A 16,860-nucleotide genomic window follows, 5' to 3' on the forward strand; every position below is an offset into this window, starting at 1 on the left:
CCGGCAAAACCATCGACTTACAGGCCATGTGATCCATATCTGAATGACAACCGCAAAGGTCTTGGCGGTGCTTCAAGGAGTGACTAATGACTCACGCTCACGACGACATCAGGGTTGGCCCTATGTGCCTTCCCTTCATTGGTAAAGGCTGGCTAATGCCCTGGGGTGAAGTGGTCAGCAATCCATTAAAGGCGCAGCGGCTCGCTGAGGAATATCGAGAAAGGCAGGAGGCGGCATGACAGCGAAATACTCACTTCTGTATGTCGATCCGCCATGGTCTTACGGCAACACCATCAGTAACGGAGCAGCCGCAGACCACTACACCACAATGAAGTTAATCGACATCAAGCGTCTGCCAGTGTGGGAGCTTGCCGCCGAAAATGCGGTGCTGGCGATGTGGTACACCGGCACGCATAACCAGGAGGCTATCGAACTGACAGAGGCCTGGGGCTTTACCGTTCGCACGATGAAAGGGTTTACCTGGGTGAAGCTGAATCAGAATGCCGAACTGCGCATCAACAAGGCTCTGTCCGAGGGTGAAGTCACCGACTTTTACGACTTCCTCGATCTGCTTAACGCCGAGACGCGCATGAACGGCGGAAACCACACCCGGGCCAACACCGAAGACCTGTTGATTGCCACCCGCGGCGCCGGGCTGGCGCGAAAGCACGCCGGAATTAAGCAGGTGGTATATAGCCCGCTCGGTGCGCACAGCGAAAAGCCGTGGGAAGTTCGCCACCGCCTGGAACTGCTCTACGGAGATGTGCCGCGGATTGAGCTTTTTAGCCGCAGCGCGGCGCCGGGCTGGCACCACTGGGGAAACCAGTGCGCCACCGCAGCGGTGGAACTGCTGCCCGGCTGCGCCATCGATGTTGTTAAGACGGAGGCCGCATGACGCCAGCAGCTTATTACAACGAAATCGACCCGTTCGCTGCCCAGTGGCTTCGGAACTTAATCGCAGGCGGCCATATCGCACCAGGCGAAGTTGATGAAAGGAGTATTGAAGATGTCACACCTGACGACCTGCGAGGCTTCACGCAATGCCACTTCTTCGCCGGAATTGGCGTCTGGTCTCATTCCCTGCGCCTCTCCGGATGGCCTGACGATAAACCAGTCTGGACCGGCTCCTGTCCGTGCCAGCCTTTCAGCGCGGCAGGCAAAGGAGATGGGTTTGCTGACGAGCGGCACCTTTGGCCTCACTTCTTCCACCTCATCAGCGAGCGCAGACCTCAGCATGTCTTTGGCGAACAGGTTGCAAGCGGTAACGCAAGCGCATGGTTCGACCTTGTACAAGCTGACCTGGAAGGAATGGGATACGCCTTCGGGCTTGTGCCGTTTACGTCAGCGGGCATCGGTGCTCCGCACATCAGAGAGCGAGCTTATTGGGTGGCCCACGCCTGTAGCGAACACGAATCCGCAGCCGGAGACGAAGCGTGGTCTGCAACACGTCTCCGGAGCGGCTCGATTGACGGGATGGCAAACGCCAGTGGCGAACGATTCAACCGGATCGACTCATTGCTACAGCGGAAAGAATCAGGACGGGACGCCGAAGGTCTGCCTGAAGCTGCCGGGATCGGTATTGCTAGCGGGTTGGGTAACGCCAACGTCACGCGACTGGAAGGACTCGGCGGGAATGACTGCGCAGCGGGACGGGAAGGACAGACTGGATCAGTTACCGAGGCAGGCTTATACATGCGGCCCCTTGAGGTTAACGGTTTTTGGCGAGATGCGGACTGGCTTCTTTGTCGAGATGGAAAATGGCGTCCAGTTGAACCCGGCACATTCCCGTTGGTTGATGGGGCTGCCGCACGCCTGGGACGTGTCGAGTCCGGGGTGGCAAGAGTGGCAAGCAGCAACCGCGTCGGCAGACTCAAAGGTTACGGTAACGCCATAAACGCACAGGCAGCGGCGGCATTCATCAGCGCCTATATGGAGTCAGCCAATGTTCAGGATAATACAGCCTAATACCTGGTATGCCGATCCCCACGGCGCGCCCTGCAAAATCCTCCGCGCTACCCACGAAGTCATCCACTACATCCGCAACGGCCGCACCTGCATTGCTAGCATGGGCCGCTTTAATCAGGATTTCGAGCCGCTGACCAAAGCAGAGGCCGAGCGGATCGCTGAAGAAATCGAAACAGCAGAACACCTGAAGAAGCTGCGCGCCCAGCGTGCGGCATGAGGAGTAATTATGGCAACAATGAAACAACTCGTTGAGTCAGAAATAAGTGACTTCTTTGCTATTTTTGGCAGCCCCGGCGAGCCGGTGACTATTGAGGAGGCGCAGAAAACGCTTCTCTCACGAATTTCCCCTTTACTCAGCACAGATATGGCATGGATCAAATGCGCCGAACGTCTTCCAGAAACACATGAACAGGTTTTGGTTAACGATCTCAATGGTGAGGGCGTGCTTATTGCCTGGCGGGCTGAATGGCAGAGCGTTTCCGGCCCCACAGGAAAGTGGCAGTGGGTTTTCCAGATCGAAGGCATTGAGCATGATGACGTTCGAATCGAAGAGTGGCTTCCATACCCATCCCCTTCAGCCTGACACAACTGATAGCCAGTTATGAGCTGGCTATTGGGTGCGAAAGCACTGCCTCGTAATCCCTTTTGCCCTCCACTGTGAGGGCATTCTTTTTGGGAGTTCACCATGCAATCAAACCCCATGACCTGGCTCATCGCCGCACTTATGGCGCTGGGTGCTCTCATCTCATTGCTTCACGAACCGGAAGGTGTGCAATGGCTGCTTTTAATGTGGGCGCATTAGTCCAGAAGAAGACCGGCGGTATACATGGCGTGGTGGATAGCCAACTGGAGCCGGAAGGCGATCATCCAAAAGCCTGGGTGCGTTGGGATGACGGGAATTATTCAGTGCACTCGGAAAACGAATTACGCTCGGCCACGCCAGACGGCCCGCGGTTTTATAAAAAGATGTCATAGGAGGGGAGATGGTTACAGCAGAGCCACTCACTGCGCAAAAGGCGGCAAAGCTCCTGAAGGTCTCACCAAGGACTGTCTATCGGCTCATCGACTCAGGCCAGCTCGCCGGGAAGAAGATCGGAAACAAATACCGCACGACCGACGTCGCCTGTATTGCGTATTTACATGACCCGCGCGATCCTGTTTCCGCGAGCGCGGGTGAACATAAAGGAGAAATTTTATGTCAATCACCCTCAGAGGCGGCATCTGGCACTGTCATTTCGTTACGCCGTCAGGGAAAAGAATTAGACGATCTCTTGGTACGGGGGACAAGAAACAAGCGCAGGAGTTGCACGACAAGCTGAAGGCAGAAGCGTGGCGGGTTGATAAAATTGGAGAGTTGCCGACGAGGACGTTTGAGGAATGTTGCATCAGGTGGATCCGCGAGAAGGAGCATAAGCGGTCCCTCGATGACGATAAAACCAAAATAGAATATTTCTTGCGGCATTTCTCCGGCCGGGATATTTCAACCATCACAGCTGATCAGGTTCATGAGGCTGTTTCGAAGATGGTCAACCGTAAGCATATTCAGGTCTGGGAGTCGCGCAGGGACGCGGCTATACGCCGGGGGAAGGAACCGCCTCCGTATGTTGAGAAGCCGGTAAGCCAGGCCACAAAGAGCCAGCACCTTTCGTTCATGCGATCTCTGTTCAAGGCTGCGGCAAATGACTGGGGCTGGATTAAAACGGCCCCGGTTATAAAAACCAAAAAGCCGATCAGCAAACGCATCCGATGGCTGACCAGGGACGAGGCAGAAAGGTTAATTGCCTGCATGCCGGAGTCGATAAAGCCGGTGGTGATATTTGCACTGGCAACCGGCCTGCGCCGCTCCAACATTATTGATCTGGAGTGGCAGCAAGTTGATATGCAGAGAAAGGTTGCATGGGTAAATCCGGAGAACGCGAAGGCGGGCAAGGCTATCGGCGTGGCTCTGAATGATACCGCATGCAGGGTATTAAGGGATCAGATTGGTAAAAGTTCAAGGTGGGTATTCGTTCACACGAAGCCATCAACGCGCCCGGATAAAACTGTCACTCCGGCGGTCAGGAAAATGCGTGTGGATGATAACAGCGCCTGGCGAATTGGCCTGGCAAAAGCGGGGATTGAGGATTTCCGTTTTCACGACCTCCGCCATACCTGGGCGAGCTGGTTAATCCAGTCCGGCGTTCCGCTGTCAGTTCTTCAGGAAATGGGAGGCTGGGAGTCAATCGAAATGGTCCGTCGATACGCTCACCTGGCACCAAACCATTTAAGCGAACATGCACGGAAAATTGATGCCATTTTTGGCAATCATGACACAATTACGACACAAGGAGAAAATCAGGCTGGTTTGAAACTGGCGTAAGTGCCTGATATTTAATGGCACGCCCTGTAGGATTCGAACCTACGACCTACGGCTTAGAAGGCCGTTGCTCTATCCAACTGAGCTAAGGGCGCACGGAGAAGAGTGTACTTCGCGGTGGTGAAACGCCTGGAATTATACGGTCAATGTGTAGTGAGTCAATGCCTTTTCCGCCTTCTCTGGCGATAATGACTAGCTGATTGTAAATACGGCTGTTTTTTCAACATTTATCCCTCTTTTACGGGCTGCGAAAAGGCTTAGCCGCTTTTAAGTAACGCCTGCTGTTTTCCTGTTTACTTCACCTTCACACTGTCCTGCGGTAACCCGGCCGCCTGGAGGCTGGAAGTGAACAGGACGACGGAGTGACAGCGCCAGACCAGACAGGTTTTCCCTCGTGCGTGCAGCACATCTCACACGATATTACAGGCATTAAGCTTGAACCCATTGTCGCCCTCTCATCTTCGCGCACGGTGGGGGCCGAAGTGCTCAGTGTGCTGTCGCCGCATCAGCAAAACGAAAGCTTTTTCCAGGACTGGTCCGCCGCCCGGGCGCTTATGCTGCTGGAAGCACAGATCGCCGCGTTAAAAAACCCCTTCCCCTGTGACAACCTTTTCATAAATTTGCCGATAACCGTTCTGACCATACCGGAAATGTTTCAGCGTTTACTGCAACTTAACAGCCCACCGCTGAACATTGAACTCGTGGAGCCTGCCTCGTTCTTTACACTCTCAGACCCGGCGCGTCTGAGGGTGAGTTGTGCGCTTCAGCAGTTGACCGCGCGAGGACACCGGATCTGGCTGGATGATATTGATGAAGCGTCAGGACAAGCATTTTTATCCTGCCGCCTGCCATTAAGCGGAATAAAAATCGATAAGATCGCTTTCTGGCGTTTACGTGAAACGCAGGCGCTGACACAGCTGGTCACCCTTTGTTCAAAAATCGCTGCGAATGTGCTTATTGAAGGCATTGAAACAGAACGGGACCGTACTTGCGCGCTTCATGCTGGCGCGCGCTTCGGTCAGGGATATTATTGGCCATCCTGGAGATGGCAGGAGGACTGAACGGTCATCGCCAAGAGGGAAGCTATGCGAATGACAGTGCGCCGTTACCGGCGTCGTCGGACAGGAAGTGATTCACTGGGTTCTACGCACTCGCCTTTTGCTCTCCCATTTTTTGATCGTCTCGAATATTTGAGCCAGTCAATCAACCAGACCCGCAAAACCGATGCTCCCTTTATCATTCTGGTCACACAGGATAATTTTTTCCGTTCCGGTTTACTGAGCGGGCAGTCGCCCCTGAGCAATTGCTGCGACTATTCCACGCTGGAAGCCGCCCTCAGTGATTTAAATCACTGGCCTTCATCGCGTCTGGTAATAGACATTGAGAGCCGCGCCTCGCCGCTCATCGACCTGCTGGACCGATTACGCCGCCACAGCCTGTTCGCCCCCTACCTGACACCCTACCTGCTCGTCCGCGCCGATGATTATGATGCTCGCCTGTTTTGTAAAGCGGCTGGCCCTTTTCATGTGCTTGAACGCCAGCTAACGGCGCTGGCTATGCAACAAACCTTGCTGGAAGCACCGTCACCGGCCGGCAACCGCAAAGAGTGGTTTTCACGGGATGAATGGCCGATCTTACAGGCGCTGTCGCAGGGGAGCTCCTTGCGGCAGATCGCGCAGTTACAGAACCGCCCCTACAGCCGCATTATTTACCGTCTCAGCTGCATCCTGGCGAAACTTGGGCTGAATCATCGTCATGAGTTGCTACATCTTCTCAACAACCTCTCAGATTTCACGTATTAACGTATTCAGTAACTTCTTAATTCCTAAAGACCTTTAGGAAATTACTTAGGATGTATGTTAAATTTTTGTGTTTTTTAACAAAACTTTCGATTTTATAACTATTCCTAATTCCAGGTCTTAAACCATGCGAAATGCTGCCGGTACGCTCAACGAGAGTGATTTTATCCATGCGTTAAGGTTCTGGCGCTTCAGTTAACAGGATGATAATGGTGTAAAAACAAGCGATTCACCTGTAAAAGAATGCGATGAGAGGTGAAGAAAACAGCAGATAGTACTGTTCTGTTGTTGGGAACGGCAATTTGCCAGGAGGCGTTTGAAACGGAGAGATGACGCACGAAATGGCGGATTTCAGGGATGGCAGGCAGGCGGGATGCTGGTTGTCACAGCCTGCTCGCTGTTAACATTCATTTAACATACAGTAAAATCGTTTATTTTTTGTTATTACATAAAGATGAAAGTGTGTGGTAAATGCAATATCAGGACATTTTTGCTAATTTTAAAAAGTTAGTGATTCAGATCCAGAACATAATAATCAGCAATATATGGATATTAATTTACAGGCTTTTCGGACAATACTTAAACGGTATAATAAGACGTGTTTGACACGCGAATAAGAAAAATCATTTTGCCATAACCAGCCTTATGAGATAACTGCGCTGAGGCATTGATATCACCACTACGTAAACAAGGATGCTTTCGCTCTTCCCAGGGACATTTACCGTACAAGGATCTGCGCAATTATCCTTCCGGCTTTTCGAGAGTTTTAACAAAACTCAGCATAACGCTTTTAACAATCTGAGGCATAAAAAATGAAACCGGCATCCGTTATCATTATGGACGAACACCCTATCGTCAGAATGTCGATAGAAGTCCTGCTACAGAAAAATAAAAACATCCAGGTCAAACTGAAGTCAGGCGACAGCCACGAGGTGCTTGACTGTATACGCAACCACCCCATTGACCTGGTCATTCTCGATATTGAAATGACGGGCACGGATGGGTTCGTATTACTGAAAAGAATCAGGAACTTAAATAAAGACATTAAGGTTCTTTTCCTCTCTTCGAAATCTGAAGCCTTCTACGCAGGACGCGCCATCCGCGCCGGGGCAAATGGTTTTGTCAGTAAGCGAAAAGATCTGGGGGAAATTTATAACGCGGTGGAAATGATCCTGACGGGCTATTCCTTCTTCCCCTCAGAAACATTGAGTTTTATAAACCACCTGGGCTCGCGGACGGGCGCCGCCGTGGATATGCCGTTATCGAATCGTGAAGTGACGGTTCTGCGATATCTGGCGAACGGATTATCTAATAAGGAGATTGCGGATCAATTATTACTTAGCAACAAAACAATTAGCGCCCATAAGTCTAATATCTTTTCCAAGCTGGGCGTGCAAAGTATCGTTGAATTAATTGATTACGCGAAGGCGCACGAATTACTATAATCCTACCCTCTCCCTGCAACATATAACCGTTACAGGGAGAGTGGATACGATTAATTATAATTAATCATGAAAGTTGCATCGGCGTCAGCCCGTCCCGGCTGCGGGTTATCCGCCGTGGCGATATAATTGGCATAAAACGACAGTTCGGCATTTCCCTGCGCATCTACCGCCACCGTCTGGCTGGTCTGCTGCAACGCGAGGCGCGTTTTATCCCGGTCGAGGATCTCTACGGCCACGTTGCTGGCCGCGCTGGCATCATTCAGCGCCAGCAGGCTATTATCATGCCCGTCCATCTTCCCCGTAAATGTGACCGAAGCCGCCCCCGGCGGACATCCGGTCAGCTTCAGGGTGAACGGTACAGGCTGCGTCCGGCTCCCCGTTGTGCGAAGCTGTTTCGTGGGCCAGGTGCCGAGCGTGACGGTTTTATTGCTGTCGTCCCCCTCCGCCACGCAGGTAAAATCCACGATATTGCCGTAGAGCTGAATGTTAATTTCCCCAAGCGCCGTCTCTGCGTGTGCAGGGGAGCAAAGCGCAAAGAGAGCGACGGCTAAATACCGCATTCCGTTTCGCATACCTGTTCCTTAGTCGTAGTCGACGCGTAAATAGCCGCGAGAGGTAAAACGCCCCTCGGCAGGTTTTTTACCGGTTACGCTGACGGGCCACGCGCGGATCCCCACCTGCGCCTGAGCGCTGTCGTCCAGACGGAACGGGATTTTGCTGGTCAGGTTGTTGGGCGTCAGCGGCACGCCATTACTGTTGGCAATCACAAAACCCACATCCGCGTTATCGGAAACCAGCGTACTGCCTGAAACCTTCTCCGCTTCAACACGCATCGTGAGCATGGCGTTCGCCTCGACGTTGGTGCATTTGATGCCGATGGTTTTGCTTTGCGCTGAGATCCCCTCCGGCTTATTCCCGATGCCTGCTTTACTGAACAGGGAGGCGCCGATGTCTCCGAAATCGAACTCCACCACATTCCCGGCATTAATTTCACAGCTCTGAGGTACCTGAATAGTCCCGCTGTAGCTGATGGTATAAACCGGCGTGGTGAGCGGATCCGAGGAGGTCGTGGTGACGTAAACCCGGAACATGGTCGCCCGGGGGATCACCACCATATTGATAAAGCGTCGGGTCACTTTAAGCCGGAAGACGAGGCTGGAATCCTGTACGCCAAACGGTTTGTTTTTAGACACATTCGGGTGGCTCCCCATCTGAATGTAGCTTTTGGGCGGATAAAACGTGCCAGCGTAGCTGTCGGTAATTTTCATCGCCCCGTCCAGATAGTCGTTTAGCTTCAGATACTGGTAGCCATCGCTGGTGCCCGTAACAGGGAAATCGGTAACATAGCTGCGCTTGGTGGTGTTCCCGGACGTTCCCTTAGGGCAGACGGCGTTGACGCCCACCCACTGGGACTTCTCGCTGAGCGTGACAATCTGCCCCACCTGGTTATTGGAGCTGTTAAATTTATCCGTCAGGTCGTAATACACCTCCGTCGGCACGCCATTTTCATTGACGCAGACCGTGGCGAAGGCCTCAGATAGCGGAAAAAACGCCAGCAGGGATAGCCCCAGATAATGGATTTTATTCACAGCGGATCCCCTTAAGTGTGATCGCCTGTTGCAGGCTTTGTTCTGGCAGGCTGTAGGGCGCACGACACTGGGACTGTTTCCCGTCTCCCCACTGAATCAGCAGTTCTCCGCTCAGCGGCAGCCCGCTCAGGTAAATCTGACCGTCATCTCCCACCATGCTGGTTACGCCGCTCTGCGTCTCACGCACCACCGCCCCAAACGGTACAGGCTGGTTATCACGCTTCACGGTGAGCAGCGCACGCACGCCGATGCGGGTGTCAAAACTGGCGCGCACCAGCGCACCGTTCGTCGGCACGACGCTGGAAACGTTATTTTCAATGTCGGTGTTGTTGCTCATGGTGTTGGTGTCGAGCGCCACGCGGTTGTAACGGTACACCGTGGCGTACGGCATCACCGCATAGCCACGCCAGTCTGTTTTGACGCCGGTCTGGTTTTCGACGCTCACGCCTGACGCGCCCGGCGCTTTGATCAAGACGTTGGTATCGCCCAGCGGCTGACTGAATGTGATGCCGTCTGAATGCCCTACCACGCCGCCGGAGAGCTGCCAGTTGAGGTCGTGCTGATCCCGGGCGTAGTTGTAGCCCACGCCCAGCGTGCCGTACGTTGCCTGCCAGTTAGCGCTGGCGCTGCCGCTGGCACCGTTATTGCTGGTGTGACCCTGCGTGACGCTGTAGTTCAGGTTACGATCCTGGAGCAGCGTTCCGCTGATCCCGGTCTGCCAGCTGGTATCACCGTCGCTGTTACGGCTGGCAGAGGCTGTGGCATAGGCCCGGTCGATCGCGTTATCGCGACGGTAGCCGTGACGGGTGAACAGGCTGAACGGGACGGAGACGTTGAACGAGGCGATCCGGTCGGTTCCGTCAATGCCGACGGCCTTGTTCCACGACCAGGATAAGGCGTAGCTGACCCCTTTCACCCCGCCCGCGTAGCCAAGCTGATACCAGACGTTGGATTCGCTGGTGCCCCAGTAACTCTGCTGGCTGCCCGACACGTACACCGAGCCGTAATCGCCGAGAGACTGGGAGATATTGAGCTGGAAACGCCCTTTTTTATTCAGCGTCAGGTTGTGATAGCTCTGCACGTCCGGCACGCCGTCATCGTCCTGATCGTCGCCATACTGGTAGCCTTCCATTGTGCGCCAGGCCACATCGTCGAGGGTGTAGAAGCCTTTGGTCGAGTAGCGATAGCCCAGCAGCTGGAAGTTGGTGCCGAATCCGTTAAGGGATTTTGCGTACAGGAACCGCAGGGACTGCCCTTCATGGCGGCTGTCATCGGCAAGCTGGCTGCGGGCATGGGTGAGATCAAGTGAAACCGCCCCCCAGTCACCGAGGTTTTTACCCGCGCCAATGGCGATGGCGGTATAGCGCGAGGCCAGCTGCGTTCCGCCGTACAGCGTGTAGCCGTCGGCAAGACCCGCAATCATCGTACCCTGAGTAAAGAACGGCGTGTCCTGCTCGCTGTTGCCGCTGCGATAGTCCCCTGCCACCAGATCGTATTTCCAGCGTCCTTCACGCTGGAGCAGCGGAACGGTGGAATACGGGACGGTGTAGCGCTGCTGGCTGCCGTCCTTCTCTTCCACCGTCACCTCCAGGTCACCGCTTGAGGAGGTCGGGTTAAGATCAGTTATCGCAAAAGCCCCCGGCTGCACATAGCTCTGGTAAATCACGTATCCGTTCTGGCGGATCACCACTTTGGCAGGGGTGCGGGCGATTCCGCGCACGGTAGGCGCGTAACCTTGCAGGCTGTCCGGGTACATACTGTCGGACGAATAGAGGCGACCACCGCGAAAACCAACGCTGTCGAAGACATCGTTACCGGTGTTGCTGTCGCCAAGCACCAGCTCGCTTTTCAGCGGGATGATCGTACGCTGCGCCCAGGTACCAATATTTTGCCAGCTGCTGTGCCGCTGGCCGTTGCTTTCGGTATAACGCCACGCGCCGTTATTGCGTAATCGCCAGGCGCCATAGTTCAACCCGCTTTGCAGGTTCAGATAGTAGCTGTCGTCGTCGCTGCCCCGGTTGCCGGTAAAGCTGTAGTTCAGCAGCGCGGCGGGGATGCCTTCATCCCACTGTTCAGGCGGAATATACCCGCGGGCGCTGTTTTGCATCGCCACCTGAGGCAGGCTGACGTTCAGGCGCAACGAGGCGAAGTTGAACGCCGTTTCGCTGCCCGGAATAGCCGTGGTGAGCGGAACGCAGGTATCGCCCTGCACGTTGCTCAGTTCCGGGAAGGCGGCGATATTGACGCCAAAGCGATCGAGCATCGCGCGCGTAATGCACGGCGACAAACCACCCGCGACCGGCGGCGTGTTGTCAGCTTGCTCAAACCGCACGTCCTGCGTGCCGATAAACTCATCGTTACGCCAGATATCGACGCGATAGACGCCCGGTGCCTGCTGGTGGCCTTTTTCAAAACGCGACAAATCCGCCACGTTCGCCGTGTCATCGGAGAGAAACGCCGGGTTAAAGTAGCTTTCGCCCCAGCCAGCGAGTGGCCAGAGCGTTGCCATCAGTGCCAGCGCAACCGGGCAGTAACGCCATTGAGTGTTCATCGCCCTGTCTCTGCTCACAGGCTGACGCTACGCGCCGGCGTAATGGCGCCATAGTCATTCACACTCTGCCAGGAGAGCGTGCCGCTCGCAGCGGCAGGCAGCACCTGCTGCGCCGAGCTTTTAGGAGCAACCATCAGGTTATCCAGCGTCTGTCCGCCGAGCTTCAGATTGACCAGCGTGACGTAATACGGCGAGGCATTGCTCACCTTAAGATGGTTGCCGACGCGCTCAAAACGCAGCTGTGAGAGCGCCTCTTCCGGCGGCATCGCCAGGTTAGCCGGGCGAACAAACAGCTTGATGCGTGACAGAATAGCCAGTTGCAGGACGTTGTTGCCGTCCTGATGTTTTTTGCTGACGGAGGGAATCGCTTTGACGTTCATGTAAAAGAGCGATTCGCGATCGGCAGGCAGCGCCGGGCCTGCGTAGATAATGCGCAGGGTGTTTTCGCTGGCCGGCTCGCTGACAAACAGCGGCGGCGTGACGGCAAAGGTTTTTTCCTTTTGCCCGTTGGCATTTTCTATCCACGCGTTAATTAAATAGCGCTCTTGTTTATTGCTGTTGGTGATCGCCAGCGACGTTTGTTTGGCATCGGCCGGATAAATAACGCGCGTCGCGCCCAGCGCAATTCCGCCGGACGCATTCGCGCTGGCAGAAACCATCATCAAAATAAAAGATAAAAACAGTCCAGGTTTAATCAGGGTGTTCATCACAACCGTACCTTTAATAATTAGTTCGCAGGCGTCAGGGATAAATCAACGTAAACCAGACATTCGACTGAATAGTGCCTGGTACAAGGTGTTCGGAAATTGCCCGGTAGCGGGCGCTGAAATGAAATACCAGCTCGCGGGTGTCAATGGGTAACCAGCTCACCGCCGTCGCGTTCGGGATGATCTGACGTTGCTGTTCGTCAAAAAGCGCCAGCCCGACACCACTGCTGACCGCATTTTCCCCCGGCCGCGATGTCGCCAGGAAAACCTGCGGGTCTTCTGCCGGTGTCACTCCCTGGAACTGGATCCCCACGGTGCGGGAGACGTCCACGCTACAATCCAGCAGACGTACGGTGAAAGGCACATTAACCGTGGAAAAGCTGCCGACGCCGGAAAAGGCGTTTGTGCGGTATTGCCCCATATCCACGCGCATATTCTGGCTGTCCGGGGCCACGGCGCAGCCGCCGTTAACCAGCTCTCCCCTGAGGTGTACTTTGCCGCCGTCTATGACCACGGTATGTGCGTTTACCGCTGAGGCAATCGCAAGGGCACACAGCAGTATCCCAGTCCTTGTCATCCTTCGCTCCCGGTATAGGCGATCAAAAGACCTCTTCCCTGAGGCCAGCCACATCCCTGTACTCAGGCATTACTCGTATTTCATTACGAATGTTGCGTCCGCGTTTGCCTGGCCTGGCTCGGTGGTCGCCGCCGTGGCTTTATAGCGCGCGGTGAAGTTCAGGGTGTTAGTCCCTTCAATCAGGTTCTGCGCCGCAGAGAAGGTGGCGCCGTCCGGGGTCAGCGTGGAGGATTTGCTGTCGAGGATCTCAATACCCACGCCCTTCGCGGAGTTGTCGTTATTACCGGAGCTTACCGCCAGCAGCGTTTTGTCGGTGGCGTCGATCTGGCCGGTAAACGCGACAGCAGCGGTTTTCGCTACCGCAGGATCGCAGTCGTTCAGTTCGATGGTGAACGGAATATTGGAGGTGGTGTCACCTACTTTAGTGAATTTCGCGGTACGGTACTGGCCAAGATTAACCGTCTGCTCTGAAGAGTCAGTATTCACTGAACACGCGGCATTCACTAATTCACCTTTAAAATGCACCGTACCACCGTTTACAGATACAGGCGTGGTAGTATCTTCTGCGTGAGCGGCACCCGCGACCAGGGCCAGAGTTGCAATAACAGTAGAAGCAATGTTGCTGAGTTTCATGTCTATTCCTTTAAAATGTAAATAACCCTTCCCGCGCATATTCGGGAATAAGAAATACGATCAATTAAAAAATTGAAGGCTTATTTCGGAGAGGACAAAGTAGCTCAGGAATTTATTTTGTAATATGTCAAAACGCTGCCATTTTGCCAGGTCACATCCTAATCACCTCTAAGAAATTGACCATGCCGTGAGAAGGGATTTTGCGGGACATCGATGAAATCTCGTAAAGGGTGACTGACAGCGGCGCTCGCTTCTGACAAAATACAGGCAATCCCTCCTTTCTAACGTTACAGACGGAATCTTCTCTCTGATGGCAGCAAAGATTATTGACGGTAAAACGATTGCGCAGCAGGTGCGCTCTGAGGTTGCGGAAAAAGTGAAGGCGCGTAAAGCCGCCGGATTTCGCGCCCCCGGGCTGGCCGTTGTGCTGGTTGGCAGCAACCCGGCTTCGCAAATTTATGTCGGCAGCAAACGCAAAGCGTGTGAAGAGGTGGGGTTCGTCTCCCGCTCTTACGATCTGCCGGAAACCACCAGCGAAGCGGAACTGCTGGAACTGATCGACACTCTGAATGCCGATAAAGAGATCGACGGCATCCTGGTTCAGCTGCCGCTGCCTGCGGGCATTGACAACGTGAAGGTGCTGGAGCGCATCGCGCCGGACAAAGACGTTGACGGTTTCCATCCGTATAACGTAGGCCGACTGTGCCAGCGCGCGCCGCGCCTGCGTCCGTGCACCCCGCGCGGCATCGTGACGCTGCTGGAGCGTTATAACATCGATACCTATGGCCTCAACGCCGTGGTGATTGGCGCCTCCAACATCGTGGGCCGCCCGATGAGCATGGAGCTGCTGCTGGCGGGCTGTACCACCACCGTTACCCACCGCTTCACTAAAAACCTGCGTCACCACGTCGAAAACGCCGATCTGCTGATCGTTGCGGTCGGCAAGCCGGGCTTTATTCCGGGCGAGTGGATCAAAGAGGGCGCAATCGTCGTGGACGTGGGTATTAACCGTCTGGAAAACGGCAAAGTGGTCGGCGACGTGGTGTATGAAGATGCCGCAGCGCGCGCATCCTATATCACTCCGGTCCCGGGCGGCGTAGGCCCGATGACGGTAGCAACACTGATTCAGAATACCTTGCAGGCGTGCGAGGAGTATCACGACGTAGAGGACGCGTAATCATGGCAACTTTTTCTTTAGGTAAACACCCGCACGTTGAACTGTGCGATCTGCTGAAGCTGGAAGGCTGGAGCGAAAGCGGCGCGCAGGCGAAGATCGTCATCGCCGACGGGCAGGTAAAAGTAGACGGCTCGGTGGAAACCCGCAAGCGCTGCAAAATTGTCGCGGGTCAGACCGTGAGCTTCGCAGGACAGAGCGTGACCGTGACGGCCTGAGCTGTCTGATGCCCGGTGGCGCTGCGCTTACCGGGCCTACGTACTGTCTCCGTTTGTAGGCCGGGTAAGGCGAAGCCGCCACCCGGCAATTTCTCTCACAATCCCCTCACACCCATCACGGTTAATTATCGATCAACTTCAAATAATCACTATTCCCTCTGGCGAAATGTGAAAATTAAGTTGCGCGATTTTCAGACTTTCCCCACGATAAGTAGAACGTTCTACTAAAACGTTCTACTTACAATAACAGCGCGAAAAAAGCGCTAATCGGGGGAAATCAGCATGAGCCTGATATCAGGGTTTGTTAAATCGCTGTCTAAGTTATCGATGATTGGTCGCGCCTTAATGCTGCCAATTTCACTGCTTCCCGCTGCGGGCCTGCTGCTGGCCTTCGGCGATAAGTTCCATCTGCCGCTGATGATGAACGCCGGCGGGGTTATCTTTGATAACCTGCCGATGCTGTTCGCCATCGGCTCTGCCGTCGGACTGGCTTCGGAATCCGGCATTGCCGCACTCTCTGCGGCGGTCTCCGTGTTTGTCACCAACATCACCATCAGCACCGTGCTGAGCATCACGCCGGAAATGGCCTCTCAGGGCGGCAAATACGCCATGGTCGTTGGCATTCCGACGTTGCAGATGGGCGTCTTTGGCGGCCTGATCTGCGGTATTCTTGCGGCCTGGTGTTACAACCGCTTCCACACCATGCAGCTGCCGGAGTTCCTCGGCTTCTTCTCCGGCAAGCGCTTTGTGGCGATTGCGACGGCGTTTCTGTCGTTCCTGCTCGGCCTGCTGCTGCCGTACGTCTGGCAGCATATTCAATCCGGGATCGACGCCCTGTCCGTGGTGGTGAACGGCGATAACCAGGCGGCCTCGACCTTTATCTTCGGGCTGGTGGAGCGCGCGTTGATCCCGCTCGGCCTGCACCATATCTGGTATCCCTCCTTCTGGTATTCGTTCGGGGATTACACTACCCAGGCGGGTCAGGTGATCCACGGTGACCAGACCATCTGGTTCAAGATGCTGGAAGAGGGAGTGAAATCCTTCAGCAGCGACACCTACCAGAACGCCGGGAAATTCATGCAGGGCGAGTTCCCGCTGATGCTGTTCGCACTGCCTGCGGCGTGTCTGGCGATGTACCACGAAGCGCACACGAAGAATAAGAAAATCGCGGCCGGTATTCTGTTCTCTGCGGCCCTCACCTGCTTCCTGACGGGCATCACTGAGCCGGTAGAGTTCACCTTTATCTTCGTGGCGCCGATCCTTTACGTCTTCAACGCCATTATGGCGGGCCTGGCGTACATGACCATGTACCTGCTGCATGCGCACATCGCCAAGTCGTTCTCGGCGGGCTTTATCGACTACCTGTCGTTCGGGATCCTGCCGTCGTTTAACGGCTATCAGACCAACTTCCTGAGCGCCATTATCATCGGCATTCCGATGGCATTGATCTACTACTTCACCTTCCGCTTCGTGATCCGTCGCTTCGACGTGAAAACGCCGGGCCGCACCGAAGTGACCGCCAGCGCGAATGACAAGTCCGATTCCGAACTTGCCACCGAAATCATCGGCCTGCTGGGCGGTGCGCAGAACATTGATTCCGTCGGCTCCTGCATCACACGTCTGCGTCTGGAAGTGGCGAAGAGCGAAGCGGTGGACCGGGACGGGCTGAACGGGCTTGGCGCGCGCGGCGTGGTGTTCGTTGGCGATAACGGAATACAGGTGATTTTCGGGGCCAGAGCACAGTTTATCGCCCAGACCATGTCCACGATGATTGGCAAATAATAAGATGCCTGAAGGAGGCGTCTCCTGTACGCTGGGGGACGCCTCTTATCTGGCTGATAATCGG

Annotated in this window: 20 protein-coding genes and 1 tRNA gene; 14 read left to right on the forward strand and 7 right to left on the reverse strand. The window is 54.8% G+C overall.

Going from position 1 to position 16,860, the window contains the following annotated elements:
• Nucleotides 1-86: 86 nt before the first annotated feature.
• The 8 genes from ACOTX5_RS09055 to ACOTX5_RS09090 all read left to right on the forward strand — a co-directional run bounded on the left by ACOTX5_RS09055 (nucleotide 87) and on the right by ACOTX5_RS09090 (nucleotide 4,324).
• Nucleotides 87-239: a DUF1317 family protein gene (locus ACOTX5_RS09055; protein ID WP_063945220.1), complete on the forward strand. Its 153-nt coding sequence runs from the start codon at nucleotides 87-89 to the stop codon at nucleotides 237-239.
• Complete coding sequence (locus ACOTX5_RS09060) at nucleotides 236-895, forward strand: MT-A70 family methyltransferase (RefSeq protein ID WP_063945219.1); 660 nt, start codon at nucleotides 236-238, stop codon at nucleotides 893-895. Before ACOTX5_RS09055 ends, ACOTX5_RS09060 begins: the two co-directional genes overlap by 4 nt.
• A complete protein-coding gene (locus tag ACOTX5_RS09065; RefSeq protein ID WP_063945218.1) occupies nucleotides 892-1,965 on the forward strand; it encodes a DNA cytosine methyltransferase in 1,074 nt (357 codons plus the stop codon). Before ACOTX5_RS09060 ends, ACOTX5_RS09065 begins: the two co-directional genes overlap by 4 nt.
• The gene (locus tag ACOTX5_RS09070; protein WP_063937780.1) at nucleotides 1,943-2,182 is read left to right on the forward strand and encodes a DUF4222 domain-containing protein; all 240 of its coding nucleotides are present in this window, start codon (nucleotides 1,943-1,945) and stop codon (nucleotides 2,180-2,182) included. The genes ACOTX5_RS09065 and ACOTX5_RS09070 overlap by 23 nt, the downstream gene beginning before the upstream one ends.
• A 9-nt stretch (nucleotides 2,183-2,191) precedes the next feature.
• A complete protein-coding gene (locus tag ACOTX5_RS09075; protein WP_063848496.1) occupies nucleotides 2,192-2,548 on the forward strand; it encodes a DUF551 domain-containing protein in 357 nt (118 codons plus the stop codon).
• A 191-nt stretch (nucleotides 2,549-2,739) separates the two neighbouring features.
• Nucleotides 2,740-2,940 carry a hypothetical protein gene (locus ACOTX5_RS09080; RefSeq protein ID WP_063945217.1) on the forward strand — a complete coding sequence of 67 codons (201 nt, stop codon included), beginning with the start codon at nucleotides 2,740-2,742 and terminating at the stop codon, nucleotides 2,938-2,940.
• Nucleotides 2,941-2,948: 8 nt separating this feature from the next.
• Nucleotides 2,949-3,284 (forward strand): helix-turn-helix domain-containing protein, encoded by a 336-nt coding sequence (locus ACOTX5_RS09085; RefSeq protein WP_071888795.1) that lies wholly within the window; start codon nucleotides 2,949-2,951, stop codon nucleotides 3,282-3,284.
• Nucleotides 3,167-4,324 carry a tyrosine-type recombinase/integrase gene (locus ACOTX5_RS09090; RefSeq protein WP_234101237.1) on the forward strand — a complete coding sequence of 386 codons (1,158 nt, stop codon included), beginning with the start codon at nucleotides 3,167-3,169 and terminating at the stop codon, nucleotides 4,322-4,324. Before ACOTX5_RS09085 ends, ACOTX5_RS09090 begins: the two co-directional genes overlap by 118 nt.
• Before the next feature lie 15 nt (nucleotides 4,325-4,339).
• Here ACOTX5_RS09090 and ACOTX5_RS09095 read toward each other — a convergent pair.
• Nucleotides 4,340-4,416, reverse strand: a tRNA-Arg gene (locus ACOTX5_RS09095).
• 303 nt (nucleotides 4,417-4,719) lie between these two features.
• On the opposite strand from ACOTX5_RS09095, the gene ACOTX5_RS09100 reads away from it, so the two are divergent.
• From ACOTX5_RS09100 to fimZ, 3 genes are all read left to right on the forward strand, one after another.
• Nucleotides 4,720-5,382, forward strand: coding sequence for an EAL domain-containing protein (locus ACOTX5_RS09100; protein ID WP_017383241.1), 663 nt, complete (start codon nucleotides 4,720-4,722; stop codon nucleotides 5,380-5,382).
• A gap of 24 nt (nucleotides 5,383-5,406) precedes the next feature.
• On the forward strand, nucleotides 5,407-6,123 hold the full coding sequence (locus ACOTX5_RS09105; RefSeq protein ID WP_017383240.1) for a helix-turn-helix transcriptional regulator: 717 nt from the start codon (nucleotides 5,407-5,409) through the stop codon (nucleotides 6,121-6,123).
• Nucleotides 6,124-6,932: 809 nt separating this feature from the next.
• On the forward strand, nucleotides 6,933-7,565 hold the full coding sequence (gene fimZ / locus ACOTX5_RS09110) for a fimbria biosynthesis transcriptional regulator FimZ (protein ID WP_003858901.1): 633 nt from the start codon (nucleotides 6,933-6,935) through the stop codon (nucleotides 7,563-7,565).
• Between the two features lie 50 nt (nucleotides 7,566-7,615).
• Here the strand turns inward: fimZ and sfmF are convergent, their stop codons facing one another.
• The 6 genes from sfmF to fimA form a co-directional block, all read right to left on the reverse strand.
• Nucleotides 7,616-8,137: a fimbria assembly protein gene (gene sfmF, locus ACOTX5_RS09115; RefSeq protein WP_017383239.1), complete on the reverse strand. Its 522-nt coding sequence runs from the start codon at nucleotides 8,135-8,137 to the stop codon at nucleotides 7,616-7,618.
• Between the two features lie 9 nt (nucleotides 8,138-8,146).
• The gene (gene fimH / locus ACOTX5_RS09120; RefSeq protein ID WP_023296054.1) at nucleotides 8,147-9,154 is read right to left on the reverse strand and encodes a type 1 fimbria D-mannose specific adhesin FimH; all 1,008 of its coding nucleotides are present in this window, start codon (nucleotides 9,152-9,154) and stop codon (nucleotides 8,147-8,149) included.
• Complete coding sequence (locus ACOTX5_RS09125) at nucleotides 9,147-11,705, reverse strand: fimbrial biogenesis usher protein (RefSeq protein ID WP_015571221.1); 2,559 nt, start codon at nucleotides 11,703-11,705, stop codon at nucleotides 9,147-9,149. Before ACOTX5_RS09125 ends, fimH begins: the two co-directional genes overlap by 8 nt.
• 14 nt (nucleotides 11,706-11,719) lie before the next feature.
• Nucleotides 11,720-12,412: a type 1 fimbria chaperone FimC gene (gene fimC / locus ACOTX5_RS09130; protein WP_017383236.1), complete on the reverse strand. Its 693-nt coding sequence runs from the start codon at nucleotides 12,410-12,412 to the stop codon at nucleotides 11,720-11,722.
• Nucleotides 12,413-12,446: 34 nt separating this feature from the next.
• Nucleotides 12,447-12,989, reverse strand: a complete 543-nt coding sequence (gene fimI, locus ACOTX5_RS09135; RefSeq protein WP_017383235.1) for a type 1 fimbrial protein subunit FimI — start codon at nucleotides 12,987-12,989, stop codon at nucleotides 12,447-12,449.
• Nucleotides 12,990-13,058: 69 nt separating this feature from the next.
• On the reverse strand, nucleotides 13,059-13,622 hold the full coding sequence (gene fimA, locus ACOTX5_RS09140; protein WP_015571223.1) for a type 1 fimbrial major subunit FimA: 564 nt from the start codon (nucleotides 13,620-13,622) through the stop codon (nucleotides 13,059-13,061).
• 310 nt (nucleotides 13,623-13,932) lie between these two features.
• Between fimA and folD the strand changes: the two genes are divergently transcribed.
• From folD to ACOTX5_RS09155, 3 genes are all read left to right on the forward strand, one after another.
• The gene (gene folD, locus ACOTX5_RS09145) at nucleotides 13,933-14,799 is read left to right on the forward strand and encodes a bifunctional methylenetetrahydrofolate dehydrogenase/methenyltetrahydrofolate cyclohydrolase FolD (RefSeq protein WP_006809817.1); all 867 of its coding nucleotides are present in this window, start codon (nucleotides 13,933-13,935) and stop codon (nucleotides 14,797-14,799) included.
• A gap of 2 nt (nucleotides 14,800-14,801) precedes the next feature.
• Nucleotides 14,802-15,014 carry a ribosome-associated protein YbcJ gene (ybcJ, locus tag ACOTX5_RS09150; RefSeq protein ID WP_015571224.1) on the forward strand — a complete coding sequence of 71 codons (213 nt, stop codon included), beginning with the start codon at nucleotides 14,802-14,804 and terminating at the stop codon, nucleotides 15,012-15,014.
• 282 nt (nucleotides 15,015-15,296) lie between these two features.
• Nucleotides 15,297-16,796: a PTS transporter subunit EIIC gene (locus ACOTX5_RS09155; protein WP_003858916.1), complete on the forward strand. Its 1,500-nt coding sequence runs from the start codon at nucleotides 15,297-15,299 to the stop codon at nucleotides 16,794-16,796.
• Nucleotides 16,797-16,860: the final 64 nt, after the last annotated feature.

This window comes from Enterobacter cloacae complex sp. IR5441, assembly GCF_049238215.1.
GTDB lineage: Bacteria > Pseudomonadota > Gammaproteobacteria > Enterobacterales > Enterobacteriaceae > Enterobacter > Enterobacter hormaechei_C.